The organism is Cupriavidus ulmosensis (assembly GCF_977008105.1).
The window spans coordinates 707747-728813 of the sequence record NZ_CDRMWP010000002.1 but is presented as its reverse complement, the minus strand read 5'-3'; the positions used below and the strand labels follow the sequence as shown (position 1 = coordinate 728813).

18 protein-coding genes are annotated in these 21067 nt (G+C 68.1%); 9 read left to right on the top strand and 9 right to left on the bottom strand.

Translation table 11 applies throughout. The annotated features are described in order from the left end of the window. Positions 1-32: 32 nt before the first annotated feature. Positions 33-776, bottom strand: a complete 744-nt coding sequence (locus ACWTPI_RS23090) for an SDR family oxidoreductase (protein WP_454732825.1) — start codon at positions 774-776, stop codon at positions 33-35. Between the two features lie 117 nt (positions 777-893). On the opposite strand from ACWTPI_RS23090, the gene ACWTPI_RS23085 reads away from it, so the two are divergent. Continuing rightward, positions 894-1838: a cupin domain-containing protein gene (locus tag ACWTPI_RS23085; protein ID WP_454732824.1), complete on the top strand. Its 945-nt coding sequence runs from the start codon at positions 894-896 to the stop codon at positions 1836-1838. A gap of 40 nt (positions 1839-1878) precedes the next feature. On the opposite strand, the gene ACWTPI_RS23080 is transcribed toward ACWTPI_RS23085, so the two are convergent. From ACWTPI_RS23080 to ACWTPI_RS23060, 5 genes are all read right to left on the bottom strand, one after another. Continuing rightward, a complete protein-coding gene (locus ACWTPI_RS23080; protein WP_020200721.1) occupies positions 1879-2220 on the bottom strand; it encodes a zinc ribbon domain-containing protein YjdM in 342 nt (113 codons plus the stop codon). 160 nt (positions 2221-2380) lie between these two features. Then, on the bottom strand, positions 2381-3865 hold the full coding sequence (locus ACWTPI_RS23075) for an aldehyde dehydrogenase (RefSeq protein WP_454732823.1): 1485 nt from the start codon (positions 3863-3865) through the stop codon (positions 2381-2383). Next, entirely contained in the window at positions 3862-5145 is a 1284-nt protein-coding gene (gabT, locus tag ACWTPI_RS23070; protein WP_454732822.1) for a 4-aminobutyrate--2-oxoglutarate transaminase, read from the bottom strand. Before gabT ends, ACWTPI_RS23075 begins: the two co-directional genes overlap by 4 nt. 67 nt (positions 5146-5212) lie before the next feature. Beyond that, entirely contained in the window at positions 5213-6244 is a 1032-nt protein-coding gene (locus ACWTPI_RS23065; protein ID WP_454732821.1) for a histone deacetylase family protein, read from the bottom strand. Between the two features lie 8 nt (positions 6245-6252). Beyond that, complete coding sequence (locus ACWTPI_RS23060; RefSeq protein ID WP_454732820.1) at positions 6253-7572, bottom strand: MFS transporter; 1320 nt, start codon at positions 7570-7572, stop codon at positions 6253-6255. A 148-nt stretch (positions 7573-7720) separates the two neighbouring features. Between ACWTPI_RS23060 and ACWTPI_RS23055 the strand changes: the two genes are divergently transcribed. The 3 genes from ACWTPI_RS23055 to ACWTPI_RS23045 all read left to right on the top strand — a co-directional run bounded on the left by ACWTPI_RS23055 (position 7721) and on the right by ACWTPI_RS23045 (position 10948). Beyond that, positions 7721-8689 carry a LysR family transcriptional regulator gene (locus ACWTPI_RS23055; protein WP_454732819.1) on the top strand — a complete coding sequence of 323 codons (969 nt, stop codon included), beginning with the start codon at positions 7721-7723 and terminating at the stop codon, positions 8687-8689. 170 nt (positions 8690-8859) lie between these two features. Then, the gene (locus tag ACWTPI_RS23050; protein ID WP_029043119.1) at positions 8860-9318 is read left to right on the top strand and encodes a MarR family winged helix-turn-helix transcriptional regulator; all 459 of its coding nucleotides are present in this window, start codon (positions 8860-8862) and stop codon (positions 9316-9318) included. A 31-nt stretch (positions 9319-9349) separates the two neighbouring features. Beyond that, positions 9350-10948 (top strand): MFS transporter, encoded by a 1599-nt coding sequence (locus tag ACWTPI_RS23045; protein ID WP_454732818.1) that lies wholly within the window; start codon positions 9350-9352, stop codon positions 10946-10948. Positions 10949-11024: 76 nt separating this feature from the next. On the opposite strand, the gene ACWTPI_RS23040 is transcribed toward ACWTPI_RS23045, so the two are convergent. After that, the gene (locus ACWTPI_RS23040; RefSeq protein ID WP_082079855.1) at positions 11025-11975 is read right to left on the bottom strand and encodes a LysR family transcriptional regulator; all 951 of its coding nucleotides are present in this window, start codon (positions 11973-11975) and stop codon (positions 11025-11027) included. Between the two features lie 209 nt (positions 11976-12184). Here ACWTPI_RS23040 and ACWTPI_RS23035 point away from each other — a divergent pair, with 209 nt between their 5' ends. The 5 genes from ACWTPI_RS23035 (at position 12185) to ACWTPI_RS23015 (ending at position 19476) form a co-directional block, all read left to right on the top strand. Further along, on the top strand, positions 12185-12988 hold the full coding sequence (locus ACWTPI_RS23035) for an alpha/beta hydrolase (RefSeq protein ID WP_454732817.1): 804 nt from the start codon (positions 12185-12187) through the stop codon (positions 12986-12988). Between the two features lie 48 nt (positions 12989-13036). Beyond that, complete coding sequence (locus ACWTPI_RS23030; RefSeq protein WP_020200726.1) at positions 13037-14263, top strand: efflux RND transporter periplasmic adaptor subunit; 1227 nt, start codon at positions 13037-13039, stop codon at positions 14261-14263. A 4-nt stretch (positions 14264-14267) separates the two neighbouring features. Continuing rightward, positions 14268-17432, top strand: a complete 3165-nt coding sequence (locus ACWTPI_RS23025; RefSeq protein ID WP_454732816.1) for an efflux RND transporter permease subunit — start codon at positions 14268-14270, stop codon at positions 17430-17432. Then, positions 17419-18879, top strand: coding sequence for an efflux transporter outer membrane subunit (locus tag ACWTPI_RS23020; protein WP_454732815.1), 1461 nt, complete (start codon positions 17419-17421; stop codon positions 18877-18879). The genes ACWTPI_RS23025 and ACWTPI_RS23020 overlap by 14 nt, the downstream gene beginning before the upstream one ends. Before the next feature lie 204 nt (positions 18880-19083). After that, the gene (locus ACWTPI_RS23015; protein WP_020200729.1) at positions 19084-19476 is read left to right on the top strand and encodes a hypothetical protein; all 393 of its coding nucleotides are present in this window, start codon (positions 19084-19086) and stop codon (positions 19474-19476) included. A 43-nt stretch (positions 19477-19519) separates the two neighbouring features. On the opposite strand, the gene ACWTPI_RS23010 is transcribed toward ACWTPI_RS23015, so the two are convergent. Together ACWTPI_RS23010 and ACWTPI_RS23005 are read right to left on the bottom strand one after the other, a co-directional pair. Further along, positions 19520-19879: a hypothetical protein gene (locus tag ACWTPI_RS23010; protein WP_454732814.1), complete on the bottom strand. Its 360-nt coding sequence runs from the start codon at positions 19877-19879 to the stop codon at positions 19520-19522. A 568-nt stretch (positions 19880-20447) separates the two neighbouring features. After that, complete coding sequence (locus ACWTPI_RS23005; protein ID WP_454732813.1) at positions 20448-21062, bottom strand: peptidoglycan recognition protein family protein; 615 nt, start codon at positions 21060-21062, stop codon at positions 20448-20450. Positions 21063-21067: the final 5 nt, after the last annotated feature.

Sequence of the window (21067 nt, the reverse complement as noted above, 5' to 3'; positions counted from 1 at the left end):
CGCGCCGGCCCCTTCTCTGCAATTGCCGCCGCCTACCTCGAATTGGCCAGCGCCACCGCATCGGCGCCCGCCGGAAACCGGAGCAGCCCGGACTTGTCGTTCGCCGCGCGCCACACCGCCTCGGCCACCTCGGCCTCGGTGGTCAGCGCGGCCGGCTGCGCCAGTGCGGCGAAGATGCGCTGCGCGGCGGGCGCGTAGGCTTCGGGAACGAGGCCGGCCATGCGCGCGCCGCCGTTGGCGGTGAAGCGCGTGCCCGGCCCGTAGCCCGGCTCGACCAGCTTCACGCGCACGCCGAACGCTTCGAGCTCGAACGCCAGCGACGCGGTGAACCCCTCGATGGCCGTCTTGCTCGCGGTATAGACGGCCACCATCGGCATCGGCGCCAGCGTCGCGCTCGAGGTCACGTTCACCACCACGCCCGCCCCGCGCGCGCGGAACCCGGGCAGCACCGCCTGCGTCATCGCCATCACGCCGAAGGTGTTGGTCTCGAACACTTCGCGCACCGTGGCCATCGGGGTGGCCTCGAACGCGCCGAACAGGCCGATGCCCGCGTTGTTGACGAGCACGTCGACGGGGCCGCTCGCCTCCAGCGCGGCGGCGATGCCCGCCGGCTTCGTCACGTCGAGCGCGAGCACGTGCAGGCGGTCCGAGCACGGCAGGACATCCTCGTCCGGCGTGCGCATGGTGGCGACGACGTTCCAGCCCTGCGCGTGGAAATGGCGCGCGGTCTCCAGGCCATAGCCGGAGGAGCAGCCGGTAATCAGCACGGTTTTCATCAGTCATCCCTTGGTGGTTGCGATGTCCGCCACGATAGCGTCGGCACGGCGGACTTCCTACAATGGAAAGTCCAGATTTCGTTTGCCATCGTCCAATCCTTCCAGCCCATTCCAGCCATGAACGACCCTCTCTCGCAGGTCATCTCGCTGCTTCAGCCGCGCGCCGTGTTCTCGAAGTCCATCAGCGGCGCCGGCCGCTGGGGCGTGCGCTACGCCGACTTCGGCCAGCCGAGCTTCTGCGCCGTGCTGGAAGGAAGCTGCCGCCTGGCCGTCGACGGCCAGCCGCCCCTCACGCTCGAGGCGGGCGACTTCGTGCTGCTGCCGGCAACGCCGGGCTTCGTGCTGTCGGGCTTCGCGCCGGTGACGCCCGAGCGCATCGACCCCAAGGTAAAGCCCGCGCCGGCCGGCGAAGTCCGCCACGGCACGCGCGGCGGGCGCCCCGACGTGCGGCTGCTCGGCGGCTATTTCGTCTTCGATTCGTCCGATGCGGAGCTGCTGGTGCCGCTGCTGCCGGCGCTCGTGCACGTGCGCGGCGCCGCGCGGCTGTCGGTGCTGGTGCGCCTGGTCGGCGAGGAGGCGGGGGAACGGCGCTCGGGCCGCGAGCTCGTGCTCACGCGCCTGGTGGAAGTGCTGCTCATCGAAGCGCTGCGCGCGACCTCGGGCGACGACGCGCCGCCCGGATTGCTGCGCGGCCTGGCCGACGCGCGGCTCGGCCAGGCGCTGCGCCACATGCACGCCGACCCCGCGCGCCCGTGGACGGTGGCCCAGCTCGCCAGGAAAGCCGCGCTGTCGCGCTCGGCATTCTTCGAGCGCTTCCTGCGCGCCGTGGGCATGCCGCCGATGGAATACCTGCTCGCCTGGCGCATGGCGGTGGCCAAGGACCTGCTGCGCCGCCACGACTGCGGCATCGCCGAGGTCGCCGAGCGCGTCGGCTACGGCTCGGCCAGCACCTTCAGCACCGCGTTCAGCCGGCACGTGGGCCAGCCGCCGGGCCGTTTCGCGCGCGAGTGCCAGGGCATCGGCGGCCTCGACCTTCCGGCGGACCTGCGCCGGCAGGAATGACCGCCCCCGCAGCTGCCACGCGCCATGCGCGCGAGCGCGATCAGGCCTTCCTGACGAACTCCGACTTCAGGCTCATCGAGCCAAAGCCGTCGATCTTGCAGTCGATGTCGTGATCGCTGTCCACCAGCCGGATGTTCTTCACCTTGGTGCCCATCTTGACCACGCCGGCCGAGCCCTTCAGCTTCAGGTCCTTGATGACGGTGACGGTATCGCCGTCCTGCAGGACATTGCCGGCCGCGTCGCGATAGACCCGCTCGCCGGTCTCGGCCGGCGCGGCGGCTTGCGCCGACCATTCATGCGCGCATTCCGGGCAGATGTAGACGCCGCCGTCCTCATACGTGAACTCGGAGTTGCATTTCGGGCAGGAGGGCAATGTGCTCATGGGTCATCCTTGGGCCTGGCGGCGACAATGAAAACGCGGAAGTATAGCGCCGACCGGGGGCTGGCCCGTGTCGCCATGTCGGTCGGAAGCAGGCGCGCGCAGCGGAAAAGCCGATGCGGCACGCCGGCGCGTCTGGCCGGCTGTCAAAGCATCGGCACCGCTAGCGCATCACGAACGGATTTGCCGTTGCCGCGCCGGTATTGATCCAGACGCTCTTGGTCTGCAGGTATTCGAGCATGGCGTCGGCCCCGTTCTCCCGCCCGAGGCCTGAGTCCTTGTAGCCCCCGAACGGCGACATGTAGCTGACCGCGCGATAGGTATTGACCCATACCGTGCCGGACTCCACGCGCTCGGCCATGCGGAAGGCGCGGCCGATGTCGCCGGTCCAGACACCCGCGCCCAGACCGAAGCGCACGTCGTTGGCAATGGCGACCGCCTCTGCCTCATCCTCGAAGCGGATGACCGACAGCACCGGCCCGAAGACCTCTTCCTGCGCGATGCGCATGCGGTTGTCCACGCCGGCGAAGATGGTCGGCTCGACAAACCAGCCCTGGCCGCATTCCGGACGGCTGGCGGGCCCGCCGCCGAGCACCACCCGGGCGCCTTCGCGCCGGCCGATGTCGATGTACGACAGCACCTTCTCATATTGCGCGCGCGTCGTGACCGGGCCGATCTGCGTGCCCGCGGCCATCGGATCGCCCATGCGCGCGGCGCGCGCGATCGCCAGCAGGCGCGCCATGACGTCGTCGTATATCTCGTCCTGCAGCAGCAGGCGCGAGCCAGCGATACAGGTCTGTCCCGTCGCGGCGAAGATGCCGGACACGGCGCCATTGACCGCATCCTCGATGTTGGCGTCGGCAAACACGATATTGGGCGACTTACCGCCCAGCTCCAGCCCGACGTGCTTCAGGTCGCGCGCGGCCTGCTGCGCGATCAGCCGGCCGGTGCCGTCGGCGCCAGTGAAGGTCACCTTGCGCACCAGCGGATGCGCCACCAGCGCGGCGCCGGCCTCGCTGCCCAGGCCCGTGACTACGTTCACCACGCCGGGCGGGAAACCGGCTTCCTCGACCAGTTTCATCAGCGCGAGCGTGGACGCCGAGGTGTACTCGGAGGGCTTGATGACGACCGTGCAGCCCGCCGCCAGCGCCGGCGCGAGCTTCCACGCCAGCAGCATCAGCGGCGAGTTCCACGGCGTGATGACGGCGACCACGCCGAGCGGCTCGTGCCGGGTGAAGTTGAAGTAGTCCTTCTTGTCCAGCGGAATCACGCGCCCTTCGACCTTGTCCGCCAGCCCGCCGAAGTAGTGGAACCACTTCGGCACGTAGTGCAGTTGGGCAGACATCTCGGAAAGCAGCTTGCCGTTGTCGCGCACCTCGAGGGCGGCGAGCTGCGCGGCGCGCGCGGCGATGCGGTCCCCGAGCCGGTGCAGCAACAGGCCGCGCTCGCTGGCCGTGAGCGCCGGCCACGCGCCGGACTTCAGGTTCCGGTGCGCGGCCTGCACGGCATGGTCCACGTCGCGGGCGTCGCCCCTGGCGATTTCCGCCCATGGCTGGCCGGTGAACGGATTGTCGCTCGGGAGATACTGGCCGCCGGCCGGCGCGGCGCATGCGCCGTCGATGTAGTGCGCAAAGCGTTCCAGTGTCATGCCGCCTCCCGGATGCAGTCCATCAGGATATCCAGGGCTTCGTCGAACACGCGGTCCTCGACAGTAAGCGGATAAAGGAAGCGGATCGCGCTCGGCCCCGGTCCGCACATCAGCAGGATCAGCCCCTTCTGCCACGCCAGCGACTGCACGCGCCTGGCCAGCGCCGGGTCGAACGCGCGCGGGCCTTCGCCGGGCACCCCGAACTCGACCGCGACCATGCTGCCCTGGCCGCGCACGTCGGCAATGGCAGGCACTTCGCCGCGCAGCGCCTCGAGGCGGCTCACCAGCCTGCCGCCCAGCGCATCGGCACGCGCGAGCAGTTGCTCGTCGGCGATCACGTCGAGCACGGCATGCGCCGCGGCGATGGCGACGGGGCTGCCCGCGTAGGTGCCGCCCAGGCCGCCAGGCTCGGCGGCGTCCATGATTGCCGCCTTGCCGATCAGTCCCGACAGCGGATAACCGCCGGCGAGGCTCTTGGCCACGGTGATCAGGTCCGGCTCCACGCCGCTATGCTCGGTGGCGAACCAGCGGCCGGTGCGGCCGAATCCGGCCTGCACCTCGTCGGCGATCAGCACGATGCCATGCTGGTCGCACAGGCTGCGCAGGCCCTGCATCAGCGCCGGCGGAGCGACATTGAAACCGCCTTCGCCCTGCACCGGCTCGACGATGAGCGCAGCCACGCGCGACGGCTCCACCACGGTGCGGAACAACTGTTCGACGCCCTCCAGCGACTCCGCCACCGACACGCCGTGCGAGGGAAACGGCGCATGGAAGATGTCGCCGGGAAACGGACCGAAGCCGGCCTTGTAGGGATGCATCTTGCCCGTCAGTCCCATGCCGAGCAGCGTGCGCCCGTGAAAGCCGCCGGTGAACGCGATGACGGCCGCGCGTCCGGTATGCGCGCGCGCCACCTTGACGGCGTTCTCCACCGCTTCGGCGCCGGTGGTGAAGAACGCGGTCTTCTTTTCGCCGCCGATCGGCGCCAGCGCATTGAGGCGTTCGGCCAGGCCGACGTAGCTCTCATACGGCACCACGCTGTAGCAGGTATGCGAGAACGCCTCCACCTGCGCCTGCACCGCGGCCGTCACGCGCGGGTGCGCATGGCCGGTGTTGAGCACGCCGACGCCACCGCCGAAGTCGATGTAGCGCCGGTCCTCCACGTCCCACAATTCCGCGTTGCGCGCGCGGCGGACGAAGAAATCCGCCTGGGCGGGAGCGCCGCGCGGCGTGGCGGCGAGGCGCCTGGCATGGAGCGACTGGTTGGTCGGGGTGGTGGTCATTTGGTCTCCGGGTCGATGAAGATGTTTGTCATGGCTATGAGCGCGGCGTTGCCGATGCGCGGTGCCGTCACGTTGCGCGGCAGCCTTCCAGGAAGCCGCCGAAGAAGGCCCGCGCGTTCGCGTCCAGGCTTTCGAGGTGGTAGCCGCCCTCCTGCACGATCAGCGTGGGCAGCCCGAGCGCGGCGACGGCCGCGCCGAGGCGGGCAAAGCCCGGCGTCGTCACGGCGACCGCCGATTGCGGGTCGTCCTGGTAGATGTCGAAACCGAGCGCGAGCACCAGTGCGTCCGCGTCGAAGCGCGCCACCGCGCGCAGCGCCACGTCCAGTTGCGAGAAGAACACCTCCTCGTCCGCGCCGTGCGCCATCGGCAGGTTGACGTTGTAGCCGTCGCCCTCGCCGGCGCCCCGCTCTTCCTCGTAGCCGGCCACCACCGGGTAGAAGTCGACCGGGTCGCCGTGGATCGATACGTACATGACGTCGTCGCGGCGGTAGAAGATCTCCTGCACGCCCTGGCCGTGGTGCATGTCGGTGTCGAGGATGGCCACGCGGCCGAAGCGCTCGCGCAGCGCCTGCGCGGCGATCGCCGCGTTGTTCAGGTAGCACAGCCCGCCGGCGCCTTCGACGCGCGCGTGGTGGCCGGGCGGGCGGCACAGCGCATAGGCCTGGCGCGCCCCGCCGATGACGGCACGCGCGCCGGCCACGGCGCTCTGCGCCGACCAGTAGGCCGAGCGGTAGGTGTGCGGCCCGACCGGGCAACTGCCGTCGGTCAGGTAGCGCGCGGCCTTGCCCAGGATGCCGCGCAGCGGATTGTTCTCGCGCACGAAGATGTTGGACATGACCTCGTCGCCCCAGTCCGGCGGCATCTGCTTCCACTGCGCATGCGCCTCTTCGAGAAAGCGCAGGTAGTCCATGCCGTGCACAGCGGCCAGCGGGGCGTGGCCGGCGTCGGCGGGCTCGCGCACCTCGAACTCCAGCGCCTTCACGGCCTCCAGCAGGCGCAGCGCGCGCTCGGGCACTTCCTGCGGCGTGCGCATCTGGCCGCGCGAGAAATAAGTGCGGGGATGGTGCCGCAACTGTTCGGGGTGGAAATAGGTGAGCATGTCTTTCCTCATTGATGGACTGCCTGCGCGACGGCGCCCCGGGCTGCGGCGTGGCGCTGCTTGAGCACGCCGAGCGCCACGATGCAGGCCAGGGACAGGGCAGCCAGGCAGGAATAGAACACCGCGAGCGGCCACCACTGGCCGACGTAGCGGTGCGCAAGCCAGGTGCCGACCAGCGGCGTCATGCCGCCGGCGATGGCACCGCACACGTGGTACGACAGCGAGATGGCCGAGTAGCGCACGCGGATCGGGAACACGCCGGCCACGAAACCGGCGATCACCGAGTAGAACGAAGCCAGGAAAACCACCGCCAGCGCGATGCCGGCCGTCAGCGAAAGCCCGTCGCCGTTGCGCACCAGCAGGAACATCGGATACGGCGACACCATCGCGCACAGCGCGGCGGCCTTCAGGAAGCGCGCCTCGCCGAGCTTCTCCGCCAGCAACGCGGCCAGCGGCTGCGTGAAGAACTGGATCACCGCCACGGCGAACAGGCAATCGAGGATCAGAGACTTCGTCACGCCGACATACTGCGTGGTGTACGAGATCATGAAGGTGTTGGTGAAATAGACGCCCGCGATGCCGAAGGTATTGGCGCCGATGCACAAGGCCACCAGCCCCCCGGAGCCGCGGAACACCTCCACCACCGGCAGCCGCGCGGCGGGCTGCTTGTGCCGCTCGCTCTCGAACTCCGGCGACTCGCCCACGCCGAGCCGGATCATCACGCCGACCAGTAGCAGCGCCGCGCTGGCCAGGAACGGCAGGCGCCAGCCCCAGCCGATGAAGTCGGCGTGGTCCATCGAGCTCACCGCGCGGAACGCCAGCAGCGACAGCAGCAGCCCGGCCGGGCTGCCGAGCTGCGCGAACGAGGCGAAGAAGGTGCCGCGCCCTTCCGGCGCATGCTCGCCCGCCATCAGCACCGCGCCGCCCCACTCGCCGCCGGCGGAAATCCCCTGCACGATGCGCAGCAGCACCAGCAGCGCCGGCGCCAGCCACGGCACCGGCAGGCGCGCCGGCATCAGCCCCACGCCGACCGTGGCCACGCCCATCATCACCAGCGTGGTCATCAGCGCGCGCTTGCGCCCGAAGCGGTCGCCCAGGTGGCCGAACACGACCGCGCCGAGCGGACGGGCAAAGAAGCCCACCGCGAAGGTCCCGAACGACGCCATGGTGCTGATGAACGGGTCGTCCGACGGAAAGAACAGCTCGCCGAACACCAGCGCGGCGGCGGTGGCGTAGATATAAAAGTCGTACCACTCGATCGCCGTGCCGATGAAGGCGGCCGCCGCAGCCCGTTTGGGCTGGCGCAGCGGGGGCAGCGTGGAAGTCATGGGAAGTCTCCTCTCTTGGTACTGCGCGCGTCGGATGGCAGTGCAGTGGGAGATTTATAAGCGGCTGACTGACATTAATCCAATTTCTAATTATTATTCACATCATTAGCATGACTTATGTTGACGGCCTAGCTGCCGCCCTCCCGCCATGACGACTCCCCGCACCAAAGCCGCCCGCTTCCTGCATGACCGGCTCGACTGGAACCTGCTGCGCACCTTCCTCGTGATCATGCAGGAGCGCAGCGTGAGCCGCGCCGCGGCGCGGCTGTACCTCACCCAGCCCGCGGTCAGCCTGGCGCTCAAGCGCCTCGAAGACACGCTCGGCCGCACGCTGATCCAGCGCCACGGCACGGTCTTCCGGCCGACACGCGCCGGCGAGGAGGTGTACCGCCTCGCCGGCGAGATCTACGGGCAGATGTCCCGGCTCGAAACCGAACTCGACGACCGCAGCGGCGACATCACCGGCACGGTGCGGCTGCTGACGGTAAGCCGCATGGACTCGCCCGTGTACGACGAATTCCTCGCGGAATTCCACCGCGCCCATCCGCGCGTCGACCTACAGATCGAGGTGATGCGCTCTTCGGAGATCGTTTCCTCGTTGCTGCGCAATACCGCCACCGCGGGCCTGGCGCTGTGCCGCGCGCCGCAGGACAAGCTGGAGCAGCGCTGCTTCCTGCACCAGCGCTATGCCATCTTCTGCGGACGCCATCACCGGCTGTTCGGCCGGCCGGGCCTGACGGTCGCGGACCTACTGGAGGAGAACTTCGTGTCGTTCACGACCGAACAGTTGGGCGACAGCCTGTCGCCGCTGGCCGTGTTCCGCGACCAGCAGGGCTTTACCGGGCGCATCGTCGCGGTGTCGTCGAGCCTGGACGAGATCCGGCGGCTGATCTTCGCCGGCTACGGCATCGGCTGCCTGCCGGAACACATCGTCCGCGACGATCTCCTGCAGCAGCGACTGTGGCGGCTGCCCCCGGACGAGGGCATCGCCGACGTGGACATTCACCTACTCCAGCGCCGCTCGCGCAAGATGACCGCCGCCGAGCAGGTTTTCCTCGATGGTCTCGAGCGCACGATGCAGCGGTATTCGCTGGCCGAGCGGCTCGGCGTGCACTGAGGCGCTGGCATTCTGCGGCTGCCCGCGGCGTGATCTGGATGGATCACGGCAGCCATGCGCCAAGGCGGAGCCCCATCCCGGCACGCGCGGCGAAATCCCTTGACTCCCCCAATACGGGCATATACCCTCTTAAAAGGTGCATATACACCTAACCGCACCCGACCGGATACATGACAAGCTCCCCAGACATCCCGGAAGCCAGCCCGTGCAACTGCACGGCCATGCGCAAGGCCTCCAGGCGGCTGTCGCAGATGTATGACAACGCGCTGGCGCCGACCGGCCTGAAGTCCACCCAGTACTCCATCCTGGCCGAGATCAGGCGGCGCGGCGAGCCGCCGACCATGCGCGAGCTGGCCGACGCGATGGTCATGGACCGCTCCACTCTGGGCCACAACCTGGGGCCGCTGGAGCGCGACGGCCTGGTCGCGCTGGCGGCCAGCGAGACGGATCGCCGCAGCAAGCATGTGGTCCTTACCGCGCAGGGACGCGCCAGACTCGCCGAAGCGCGGCGGCTCTGGCAGGCAGTACAGAAGCGCTTCGAGCAGCGTTTCGGCGTGGCGGAAGCGGCGGCGCTGCGCGCGGTGCTGCTCGACATCGCCGCCGACGAGACCCTCGTCAACCCGGCCTAGAACGGTCCCACCCCACATTGAAAAGGCCGCCATGGTCACGGATGCAAAGCGGCCCGAGCCCGACGAGGCGGCCGCAGACAAGAAGAAGAAATTCCTGGTCCTGCTGACGGCGGGTCTGGTGTCTTCGCTGATCATGCTGGACTCCAACATCGTGGCGGTCTCGCTGCCATCGATCGCGAAGACGCTGGGGGCGAACTTCACCGAGATCGAATGGGTGGTGAGCGCCTACGTGCTCACCTTCGCCGCGCTGCTGCTGGCGGCGGGCTCGTATGCGGACCGGCACGGGCGCAAGCTCGCCACGCTGATCGGGCTGGCCGTCTTCACGGTGGCGTCCGGCCTGTGCGGGCTGGCGTCGACCGCCCTGATGCTGAACCTGGCGCGCGCGCTGCAGGGCATCGGCGCGAGCCTGCTGCTGACCGCCTCGCTGGCCATCATCAACCACGCCTTCGCCGGCGCCGAGCGCGCGCGGGCCTATGCGTTCTGGGGCGCGTGCCTGGGCATCGCCATCACGGGCGGGCCCATCGTGGGCGGCGTGATCACCGATCTGTTCGGCTGGCGCTGGGCTTTCCTCATCAACCTGCCGATCTGCACGGTGCTCTTTGTCGCGGCCGCCGCGGTGCTGACCGAATCGCGCGACCCGGACGCCAAGCGGCTCGACCTCGCCGGCATCCTGACCTTCAGCAGCGGGCTTTTCCTGCTGATCTGGGCGCTGATCGACGGCACCGGCGCGGGCTGGACCTCGGCGGCAATCCTGGGCCGGATCGCGGGCTCGGCCGCGCTGCTGTCCGCCTTCGTCGCGATCGAGCTGCGGCAGGCGCGGCCGATGGTCGATTTCCGCCTGTTCCGGCAGCCGACGTTCCTCGGCGCCGCGTTCGCCATGCTCGGTTATGCCGCGGGCGCGCAGGTGCTGATCTTCTTCCTGCCGCTGTATCTGCAGAACACCTACGGTTTCGCGCCCGCGGCGGCGGGCCTGGCGATGCTGCCGTTCGCGCTGCCGATGTTCCTCACGCCGCGGCTCGGCGCGGGGCTGGCGACGCGCCATTCGGGCCGGACGCTGCTTGCGCTCGGACTGGCGACCACCGTGGGCGGCGACCTGCTGCTGTGGGCGTTCGCCTCCGCGCACGCGGCGTATCCGCTGTTCGTCGCCGGCATGCTGGTGGCCGGCGCGGGCGCCGGGCTGCTCAACAGCGAAACGGCCAAGGTCATGCAGGGCGCGGTGCCGGTGCAGCGCGCCGGCATGGCGTCGGGGCTGTCGGCGACCACGCGCTTCGTCGGACTGCTGCTCGGCGTGGCCGGCCTCGGCGCGGTCCTGTCGCACGGCGTCACGCAGCGCTTCGTGGCGGCCGGCGCGGCGCTGGGGCTGGATCCCGGCGTGGCGGCGGCCGCCGCGAGGCGCGTGGCTTCCGGCGACACGGCGGGCGTCCTCGGTGCCGTGCCCGCCGGATTGCAGGCGCAGGTGCATGCCGCGGCCGCCGGCGCGTTCGCCGGCGGCTTCGCCGCGGCGAGCCTCGTTGCCGCGGCGGTGGCGGCCATTGCCGGCGTGCTGGCGTTCGCGCTGGTGCGGGAGGCCGATACGGCGCCGGTCAAGGGCGCCGGCGTGGGAGCCAACCTCGTCGCGGCGATGGAGTAGCGGCGCGGCGGGCGCCGGCCCGCGTTGGCCCGTGTTGGCCCGTGTTGGCCCGTGTTGGCCCGCACCGCATCCGCCTCTACGCGGGCCGCGGCTCGGTCATCGCCAGCAGCGTCGGGTCCGCGGGCACCGTGGCGCAGTCGTCGCCCACCAGCGGACATTCCTCGAACACCAGCGCCACCCAGTCGACGAAGACCCGGACCTTGGGCGCGAGGTGCCGGTTCTGCGGATAGACGATCGAGATCGGCAGCGAGCGCGGGCGCCATTGCGGCAGGATCTCCACCAGCGCGCCCGATTGCAGATATTCCTTGAGCATGAAGCGCGGCGCCTGCAGCAATCCGGTGCCGCTCAATCCATAAGTGACGTAGGAATCGGCATCGTTGAAGCTGACTTTTCCGGGCATGCGGATTTCCGTCATTTCCCCGTTCACCATAAAAGCCAGGTCGATTATCCGGCCGGTTCTATTGGATACATAGTGAATGGCGGTATGGTGCTGCAAATCGGACAAAGTGCGCGGAATACCGTATTGCGCCAGATAAGCCGGCGACGCCACCGTGGAAAACCGCATTTCGCCCAGCCGGCGCGCAATCAGGCTGGAATCGTCGAGCTCGCCGACGCGGATGGCGCAGTCCACGCCGTCCTGGATCAGGTCGACGATCCGGTCGCTGTGGCTGACCATCAGGTCGATGTCGGGATAGCCGCGGTGGAACCGGTGCAGTTGCGGCGTGACCACCAGCCGGCCCAGCGTGCCCGGCATGTCCACGCGCAGCTTGCCTTTGGGGCCTTTTCCCAGCGTCGATAGCGCGACTTCCGTCTCCGCCACCTCGGCCAGGATGCGGATGCAGTGCTCGTAGTACTCGGCGCCCTCCGCGGTCAGCTTGAGCTGGCGCGTGGTCCGATGCAGCAGGCGCACGTGCAGGTGCGCCTCCAGGTTCTTGATGATGGTGGTCGCCGATGTGCGCGACAGGTCGAGCGATTCCGCCGCGCGCGCGAAGCTGCTCATTTCCACTACGCGCGTAAATACTTCCATTGCCTGCAGGCGATCCATTTTCCTCACCGGGATGTCATGCCGGAATACGCCGCTTTCATGCAAACCCGCGCAAAAGCCGGCCACTGTTCCGTTTCGCCAAATTGTGTTGAAAGTTATTGGCGTTTATTCGTGCAAGGCAATGTACCAGAATTCGTGCATCGCAACAGTCGGCATGGGCGCATATACCGAAAGGGATTGCCCGGCTATGTATGAAGACCCTCCGCAATCCGGTCCTGAGCATCGAGAGCGCCACAATCAGTGGCCATGCCCAGCGCATTCAATTGCGCACGTACACCCCGGTACAGGCGAGCCGGTGCCTGCCCGTCGTGCTGTATTTCCACGGCGGCGGCTTCATGCACGGAGACCTCGATAGCGCCGACGTCGCCGCGCGCGCCATCGCGGGCCTCACGCCCGCCGTGGTCGTCTCGGTCGGGTATTCGCTCTCGCCGCGCTTTCCGTTTCCGGCCGCGCTCGAAGACGGCCATCTCGCGGCCGCGTGGGCGCTGGCCAACGCCAGGACGCTGGGCATCCATGCCGGGCGCATGGGCGTGGCGGGACACGATGCCGGCGGCAGCATCGCCGCGGGCATCGCCGCGATGGCGCGCGACCGCAAGGAGGTCCGCCTGGGGGCGCAGGCGCTGCTGGCGCCGCTGCTGGACCCGAGCATGACCCGCCTGGCCGACGCCAGCAAGATCGCGGCGCCGGACCTGCCCGCCAGCGAATGCGCGCTCGGCTACCGGTGCTACCTGCCCGAGGTGCGGCACCGCATGCATCCGTATGCCGCGCCGCTCGAGTCGCGCCGGCTCGCCCAGCTGCCGCCCGCGCTGATCGTGAGCGCCGGGCAGGACCTGCTACACGTGGAAGGAGAGACGTACGCCCGCGAGCTGATCGCCGCCGGCGTGCCGACCGAGACGACGCGCTATGCCGCGGCGTCGCACCGGTCGATCGCCACCGACCCGGCCGCGCTGGCCGCGGTCGCGGCCTTCTTCAGCCGGCGGCTCGCCGCGCCGTGACGACCCGTTCCCGAATCCGGTTTCCGAATCCAACTAAGGAGTAGTGAGATGCTCAGTCAGAGATCCCTGTTTCGCAAGCCGCCGGTCCTGGCCGGCATTTCGCTGGCCGTGGCCGCGGCGGTAGCCGCTATTGCCGGCCTTGCCGGCACCGAGACCAGGGCCGCGCCGTCGTCGGCGCCGCCGCCGACCGAGGTCCAGGTGCAGTCGGTGGCGCCGGAGAACGTGCGCGTCTGGTCGAGCTTCTCGGGGCGGCTCAAGGCCGTGGACGAGGCGCTGGTGCGGCCGGAGGTGAGCGGACGGATCGTCGAGGTCCGCATCAAGGACGGCCAGACCGTGCGCGCGGGCGACGTCATGTTCGTGATCGACCCGCGCACCTACGAGGCCGCGGTGGCCAGGGCCAAGGCGGACCTCGCCGCGGCGCGCACCCGCGCGGACTTCGCCGCGACGGAATACGAGCGGGCCCGCGGCCTGATCGGCTCCGAGGCCATCCCGCGCAGCCTGTACGACCAGCGCGGCAACGAGGACCGCGTCGGCCGCGCCGCCGTGCTCGCCGCCGAGGCGGCGCTGCGCCAGGCCAGCATCAACCTGGACTACGCCTACGTCAAGGCGCCCATCGCGGGCCGCGTCAGCCGCGCCGAGATCACGCTGGGCAACCTCGTGCAGGCCGGGCCCAACGCGCCGGTGCTCACGCGCATCGTCTCCGGCGACGGCATCTACGCCGATTTCGAGGTCGACGAGCAGAGCTACATCCGCAGCATCCGCGGCCAGGCCGACACGCACAGCAAGGAACAGAAGCTGCCGGTGGAGATGACGGTGCTGGGCGACGCCGGGCACACCTACCAGGGCACCATCTACACCTTCGACAACAGCATCGACGCGGCCAGCGGCACCATCCGCGCCCGCGCGAAGTTCGCCAACGCCGACGGCGCGCTGGTGCCGGGCATGTTCGTCTCGATGCGGCTGGCCAGCGGCAGCGACACCCGCGCGCTGCTGGTGCCCGACGTGGCGCTGGGCAGCGACCAGAGCAAGAAGTTCGTCTTCGTGGTCGGCCCCGACAACAAGGTCGCCTACCGCGAAGTCACGCTCGGCGCGGGCATAGACGGCCGGCACATCGTGCTGGCCGGCCTCAACCCCGGCGACCGCGTCGTCACCAAGGGGCTGCAGTTCATCCGCCCGGACGCGGTGGTCTCGCCCACCGAAGCCGCCGCGGCGCCGCCCAAACCCGTGACCACCGCCGCGGTCCACGCGGACCCGGCCAAGAAAACGGCGGACTGATGCGATGAACCTCTCCAAATTCTTCGTCGACCGCCCCAACTTCGCGGCGGTCATCTCGATCCTCATCTTCCTCGCCGGCCTGATCGCGATCCCGCGCCTGCCGATCTCCGAGTATCCCGAAGTGGTGCCGCCCTCGGTGGTGGTGCGCGCGCAGTTCCCGGGCGCCAACCCCAAGGTCATCGCCGCCACCGTGGCCACGCCGCTGGAGGAGCAGATCAACGGCGTCGAGAACATGCTCTACATGTCCTCGCAGGCCGCCAGCGACGGCGTGCTGACGCTGACCGTCACCTTCAAGCTGGGCACCGACCCGGACCTCGCCACGCAGCTCGTGCAGAACCGCGTCAACGAAGCGCTGCCGCGCCTGCCGGACGTGACGCGCCAGCTCGGCGTGAGCACGGTCAAGAGCTCGCCCGACCTGACGATGGTGGTCCACCTGGTCTCGCCGAACGACCAGTACGACATGCTGTACCTGCGCAACTACGCGCTCATCAACGTCAAGGACGAGCTGTCGAAGATCACCGGCATCGGGCAGATCAACATGTTCGGCTCGGGCAACTACGCCATGCGGGTCTGGCTCAACCCGCAGAAGATCGCCCAGCGCAACATGAACCCCGACGAGGTGGTGGCCGCCATCCGCAAGCAGAACATCCAGGTCGCGGCCGGCGTGGTCGGCGGCGCGCCGTACAAGGACAACGTCGAGATCCAGCTACCGGTCAACGTGCAGGGCCGGCTCACCGACGTGGACCAGTTCGAGAACATCATCATCAAGCGCGAGAACGGCGTCGTCACCTACCTGCGGGATGTGGCGCGCGTGGAGATCGGCGCGTCCGAGTACGCGCTGCGCGCGCTGCTCGACAACAAGCAGGCGCTGGCGCTGATCATCTTCCAGTCGCCGGGCGCCAACGCCATCGAGATCTCGAACAACGTGCGCGCCAGGATGGCGGAGCTCAGCAAGCGCTTCCCCAAGGGCCTCGAGTACCGGATCGCCTACGACCCGACCACCTTCGTGCGCGACTCCATCGACGCCGTGATCCACACGCTGCTCGAAGCCATCCTGCTGGTGGTGCTGGTGGTGATCCTGTTCCTGCAGACCTGGCGCGCGGCCATCATTCCGCTGCTCGCGGTGCCGGTCTCGGTCATCGGCACGTTCGCGGTGATGCACGGCTTCGGCTTCTCGATCAACGCGCTGTCCCTGTTCGGGCTGGTGCTGGCCATCGGCATCGTGGTGGACGACGCCATCGTGGTGGTGGAGAACGTCGAGCGCAACATCGCCAGCGGCCTCCGGCCGCGGGAAGCCACCATCAAGGCCATGAAGGAAGTGACCGGCCCGATCATCGCCATCGCGCTGGTGCTGTGCGCGGTGTTCGTGCCGATCGCCTTCATCAGCGGGCTGACCGGCCAGTTCTACCGCCAGTTCGCGCTGACCATCGCCTTCTCGACGGTGATCTCGGCCTTCAACTCGCTGACGCTGTCGCCGGCGCTGGCGGCCCTGCTGCTGCGCTCGCACGACGCGCCCAAGGACGGCCTCACGCGCTTCATGGACCGCTGCCTGGGCGGCTTCTTCGCGCGCTTCAACCGGGTCTTCCAGCGCGGCTCGGAGAACTACAGCAGCGGCGTGACCCGCGCGCTGCACCGCAAGCGCGGCTCGCTGCTGATCTACGCCGTGCTGCTCGGCGCCACCGTGTTCGGCTTCAGCCACGTGCCGACCGGCTTCGTGCCGATCCAGGACAAGGGCTACCTGGTCAACCTGATCCAGTTGCCCGACGGCGCCACGCTCGACCGCACCGAGGCCGTGGTGCGGCAGATGACGGACATCGCTTCCAAGGAGCCCGGCTACCGCAACGCCGTGCAGCAGCCGGGGCTGTCGCTCAACGGCTTCATCAACAGCCCGTCGGCGGCCACGGTGTTCTTCGGCGAGAAGAGTTTCGACGAGATGGGCAAGCTCGGCGTGAGCGGCCCGAGCCTGGCGCATAGCCTGCAGGCCAAGTTCGGCGCCATCAAGGATGCGTTCATCGCCGTCTTCCCGCCGCCGCCGGTGCAGGGGCTGGGCAACACGGGCGGCTTCAAGCTGCAGATCGAGGACCGCGGCGACGCCGGCTACGAGGCCCTGAGCAAGTCCGTGACGGCGGTGCTGGAGAAAGCGCGCAAGGCGCCCGAGCTGGCCGGGGTGTACACCACCTACAACGTCACCACGCCGCAGCTGTTCGCCGACGTGGACCGCACCAAGGCCGCGCAGCTCGGCGTCGACGTGGACGACGTCTTCAAGACCATGCAGATCTACCTGGGCTCGCTCTACGTGAACGACTTCAACAAGTTCGGCCGCACGTACCAGGTCATCGCCCAGGGCGACAAGGACTTCCGCTCCAGGCGCGACGACATCCTCGACCTCAAGGTGCGCAACTTCGAGGGCAAGATGGTGCCGCTCGGCGCGGTCGTCACCCTGAGCGACACCACCGGCCCGGACAGCGCCTCGCGCTACAACGGCTACCGCTCGGCGGACATCAACGGCGGCCCGGCGCCCGGCTACTCGACCGGCCAGGCGCAGGCCGCCATCACGAAGATCCTGGACGACACGCTGTCCGGCGACATGGCGTTCGAATGGACCGAGCTGGCCTACCAGCAGATCCTCTCGGGCAACACCGCGCTGATCGTGTTCCCGATCTGCATCCTGCTGGTCTTCCTGGTGCTCACCGCGCAGTACGAGAGCGTGTTCCTGCCGCTGGCGATCATCCTGATCGTGCCGATGTGCCTGTTCTCCGCGATCACGGGCGTGTGGCTCACGGGCGGGGACAACAACCTGTTCACGCAGATCGGCTTCTTCGTGCTGATCGGGCTGGCGTGCAAGAACGCCATCCTGATCGGCGAGTTCGCCCGCGAGCTGGAGATACACGGCAAGTCCACCTACGAGGCGGCGATCGAGGCGGCGCACCTGCGCCTGCGCCCGATCCTGATGACCTCCATCGCGTTCATCGCGGGCGTGCTGCCGCTGGTGCTGTCGCACGGCGCCGGCGCGGAAATGCGGCATGCGATGGGCGTGGCGGTCTTCTTCGGGATGATCGGCGTGACGTTCTTCGGCCTCTTCCTGACTCCCATTTTCTACGTGCTGGCCCGCGGCCTGGAGAAGCGCCTCACGAAAACCGAAAAGGTACATCACCATGTTGAAGACTAATGTGATGGCGGCGCTCGCCGCCGCCGCGTTGCTGGCCGCCTCCCTGGCCGCGTGCACGAGCCCGGTCGGGCCGCAGCCGTCGGGCATCGACACGGCCGCGTCATGGAGCCGGCTCGAGGGCGGCAAGGACGGTGGCAAGGATGGCGCCAACGACGGCAAGACCGCCGGCGCGGCGCTCCTGGTGGCGAGCACCGATGCCGAGGTCGACCAGCAATGGTGGGGCCGCTTCCGCGACCCTGCGCTCGACGCGCTGGTCCGCGAAGCGCTCGACCACAACAAGACGCTGAAGATTGCCAGGGCGCGCGTCGACGAAGCGCGCGCCGGGCGCTTGCTGGCGCAGTCCGCGCTGGCGCCGCAGATCAACGCCGAGGCCAGCAGCGAGCGCGGCAACCGCGGCTTCCTGACCAGCGACAAGGCCGTGACCATCAACCAGGTGGACATCGCCGCGACCTGGGAGCTCGACCTGTTCGGGCGCAACCAGGCGCGCGCCGCGCAGGCCGGCGCCATCCTGCAGTCAGCCGAGGCGAGCCGGCAGGCCGTGCGGGTGGCGCTGCTGGCCGAGGTGGCGCGCACCTACTTCGACCTGGGCAACTACGCGCGCCAGATCGAGCTGACGCGCAACAACCTCGCCACCCAGCGCAAGACGCTCAGCCTGATCCAGGCCCAGTTCCAGGGTGCGATGGCGAGCAACTTCGACGTGCAGCGCGCGGCGGCGCAAGTCTCCGCGACCGAAGCGCTGATCCCCGCGCTGCAGACCGGCTATGACCAGTCGGTCAACCGGCTGGCGAGCCTGCTCGGGCGCACGCCGGAATCGATGGGCGGGATGTTCGACGGCGCCGCCGCGGCGCGCGCGACCGTGCCGCCACTCGACAACGGCATCCTGGTCTCGGCCCCGGCCAGGGTGCTGGCCGAGCGCCCCGACGTGCGCGTGGCCGAGCGCAGCTTCGCCGCCAGCATCTCCGGGCGGAAGGCGGCGGTCGCCGAGCTGTTCCCCAACATTTCGCTGACCGCGCTGTTCGGCGCGCAGAACGCCACGCCGTTCTCGTCCACGCCCTGGGGCATCGGCGCGGGCCTGGTCCAGCCGATCCTGAACTTCGGCCGCATCTCGTCGCAGATCGACGCGGCCGACGCGCGCCAGCAGCAGGCCTTCCTCGGCTACCAGCAGACCGTGCTGGAGGCGCTCGAAGACATGGAGAACGCGCTGTCCGGCTACCTCAACGAGAACACGCGCAACGCCTCGCTCTCGGCCGGGGTGGCGCAGAACCGCAAGGCGGTCGAGCTGGCCAGGATGCAGTTCAGCCACGGCTACGTCGGCCTGCTCGACGTGCTGGTCGCCGAACGGGACCTGCTCGACGCCGAATCGAAGCAGGCCGCCTCGGATGCGAGCCTGCGCAAGGACCTCGTGCGCATCTTCGCGGCGGCGGGCGGCGGCTGGCGCGACCAATAGCGGCGCGCCGGCCGGCGCGAATCCCGGGCGCGGGGATGGGTTGCCATCCCCGCGCTTGCCTTGGCCGGCCGCGCCCGGCGCCGGACCCGGTTTCGGTTTCGGTCCCCACACACCGGCCGATTCCGCCCTTCCCTCCGCCAGCCGGTCTGCTAATCTTTATTGCGGCGCAACGTCCGCCGTGTCCGGCTGAATACAGGAGGGAAAATGTTTCCGTGGATCTGGCTGTGGTCTCCCAACCTTCACTTCCCCTGGAGCGGCTCAGTCGCCCAGCGCATCGACCCCGACCTGCTGTTCAACGCCATTTCGCCTTCCGCCGGCGACGCCGACATCGAACGGCGGGCCTTCCACATCGCCTCCTACGGGCGCCAGCTCGGCCTCATCACCGAAGTGCTGCTGCACGCGGTGGACCCCGCCGCCATCGACCCGCAGCGCGCCGCCGACTCGCTGGAGAGACTCAAGCGCATCCGCGACGAGATCGAATGGCTCAAGACCGACGACGGCACGCTGTCGTCCGACGCGCTGCTCGGGCATCTGGCCCGGCTCAGGACGGAGAACCCGGCTGAATTCACGCGGGTGTTGAGGATTGCGAACGGGTGAGTGTCGGGGCGGCCGGCAATACTGCCGGCACCGCCTGCCCCGGTCACTGGTCCTTGCATGGAACGTCCGGATCCATGCCGTACATGCAGGCAAACGGGTCCCGCCACCTGTTTTGCTTGTACAGCAAGTACACCTTGTCGCCGCTCAGCCACTCCAGAATGGCCGTACCGCCGGAATAAAGCCACCACTCGCCCGAACTATGATCGCTGAACTCCACCGTGCCTTTCGCGTAGCAGGGAGAGTAGCGATCATGATGGATGATGCGGCCCTCCACTGGATAGGCCTTCGAGAAGAAGCGAGCGACCTGCTTCTTGTTCGGGACGAATTTCCTGCACTCTTCCTGGACATACGGATCGGAGTCGCCCCGGGCCAGCCCCGTTCCGTCGATGACGACCTTTGTCACGGTCCTGGCCTCGCACAGTAATACGGCGCAAAGCAGCATGAGACCGACGCCCCCCCCTGCAAAACGTCGATTTACCTTTTTCCGCACTCGCCCCCGTCTTGTTCCTGGCAAATACCATGACCTTGCTTCGAAATGGCTAACATGAATCAGCACCCCGGCTTGTCGCCCAAGCCATATGTGCAGGCGAGTGGGTCGTGCCACCGATTCTGCTTGTACAGCAAGTCCACAGAACCACCCCTGGACCAGAAAAGAGTCGCGGCTCCTCCCGAGTACAACTGAAATTTGCCTGAACTGTGATCGCTGAACTCCACGGTCCCGGTCGCATAGCAAGGGGAATATCGTTCAGTGGTAAGCACATGGCTTTCGACGGGATAGGCTTTCAGGAAATAACGCCTTACCTGAGAAACCGTCGGCGCAAACGCCTTGCACCCCACTGTCAGATTCCTGTCATTCTCCTCTGCGTTCTGGCCTACCTCGTCAATGACCACCTTTACAACCGACCTGGCAAGGCTGGGCATGGATGGCACGATGAGTCCTGCGACAACTACGGCCTTGATCAAGGTATGCCTTACCATTTTGCTGTAGTCGCTTCGGTGAGGTTTTTTCTGGACAGATCCGGATGTCGATAGACTTCGTCCGCCTCGACGCCAAAGGTTTCGATCAATTCCCGCACAAGCCATTGGAGCGAAGCGTTCTGCTCTATTGTCACGGTCTCATATACCTTTTCCTTCTTTTTCCCTCCCGCGGCATCTCTCTCATGAGCTACACCGACCAACTCAATGCCGATTGAGTCCATGTTTGATGGATAACGTTCCGGAAACTTCTTCCGATATTCCCGATTCGAGAGTTTTTTGTATTTGTACTGCATCGTAGTGACTGCCTTGAGTTCAGCAGGCGCACACTCGTGCGTCGACAAGCATCGCGATTTCAACCGCCCGACGTGATCGGTCCGCGTGGACAGCGATGCCGTCTGATAGATCGTCCCATCCTTGTCGATCAAAAAGTGCGCGCCGTTGGCATCCTTGTGCTGGTAGCTGTGAAACGTGCTCTGCGCCGTCGGCCCGTTCGTCTGATGCACTACAATCCCATTCACCTTGTGCATCGGTCCGCGCTCGATCGCGGGATGGATGGCCAGCCTGACGCGCTCCGCGTCGACATGGCCTTGCTTCGAAATGAACAGCATGGCAT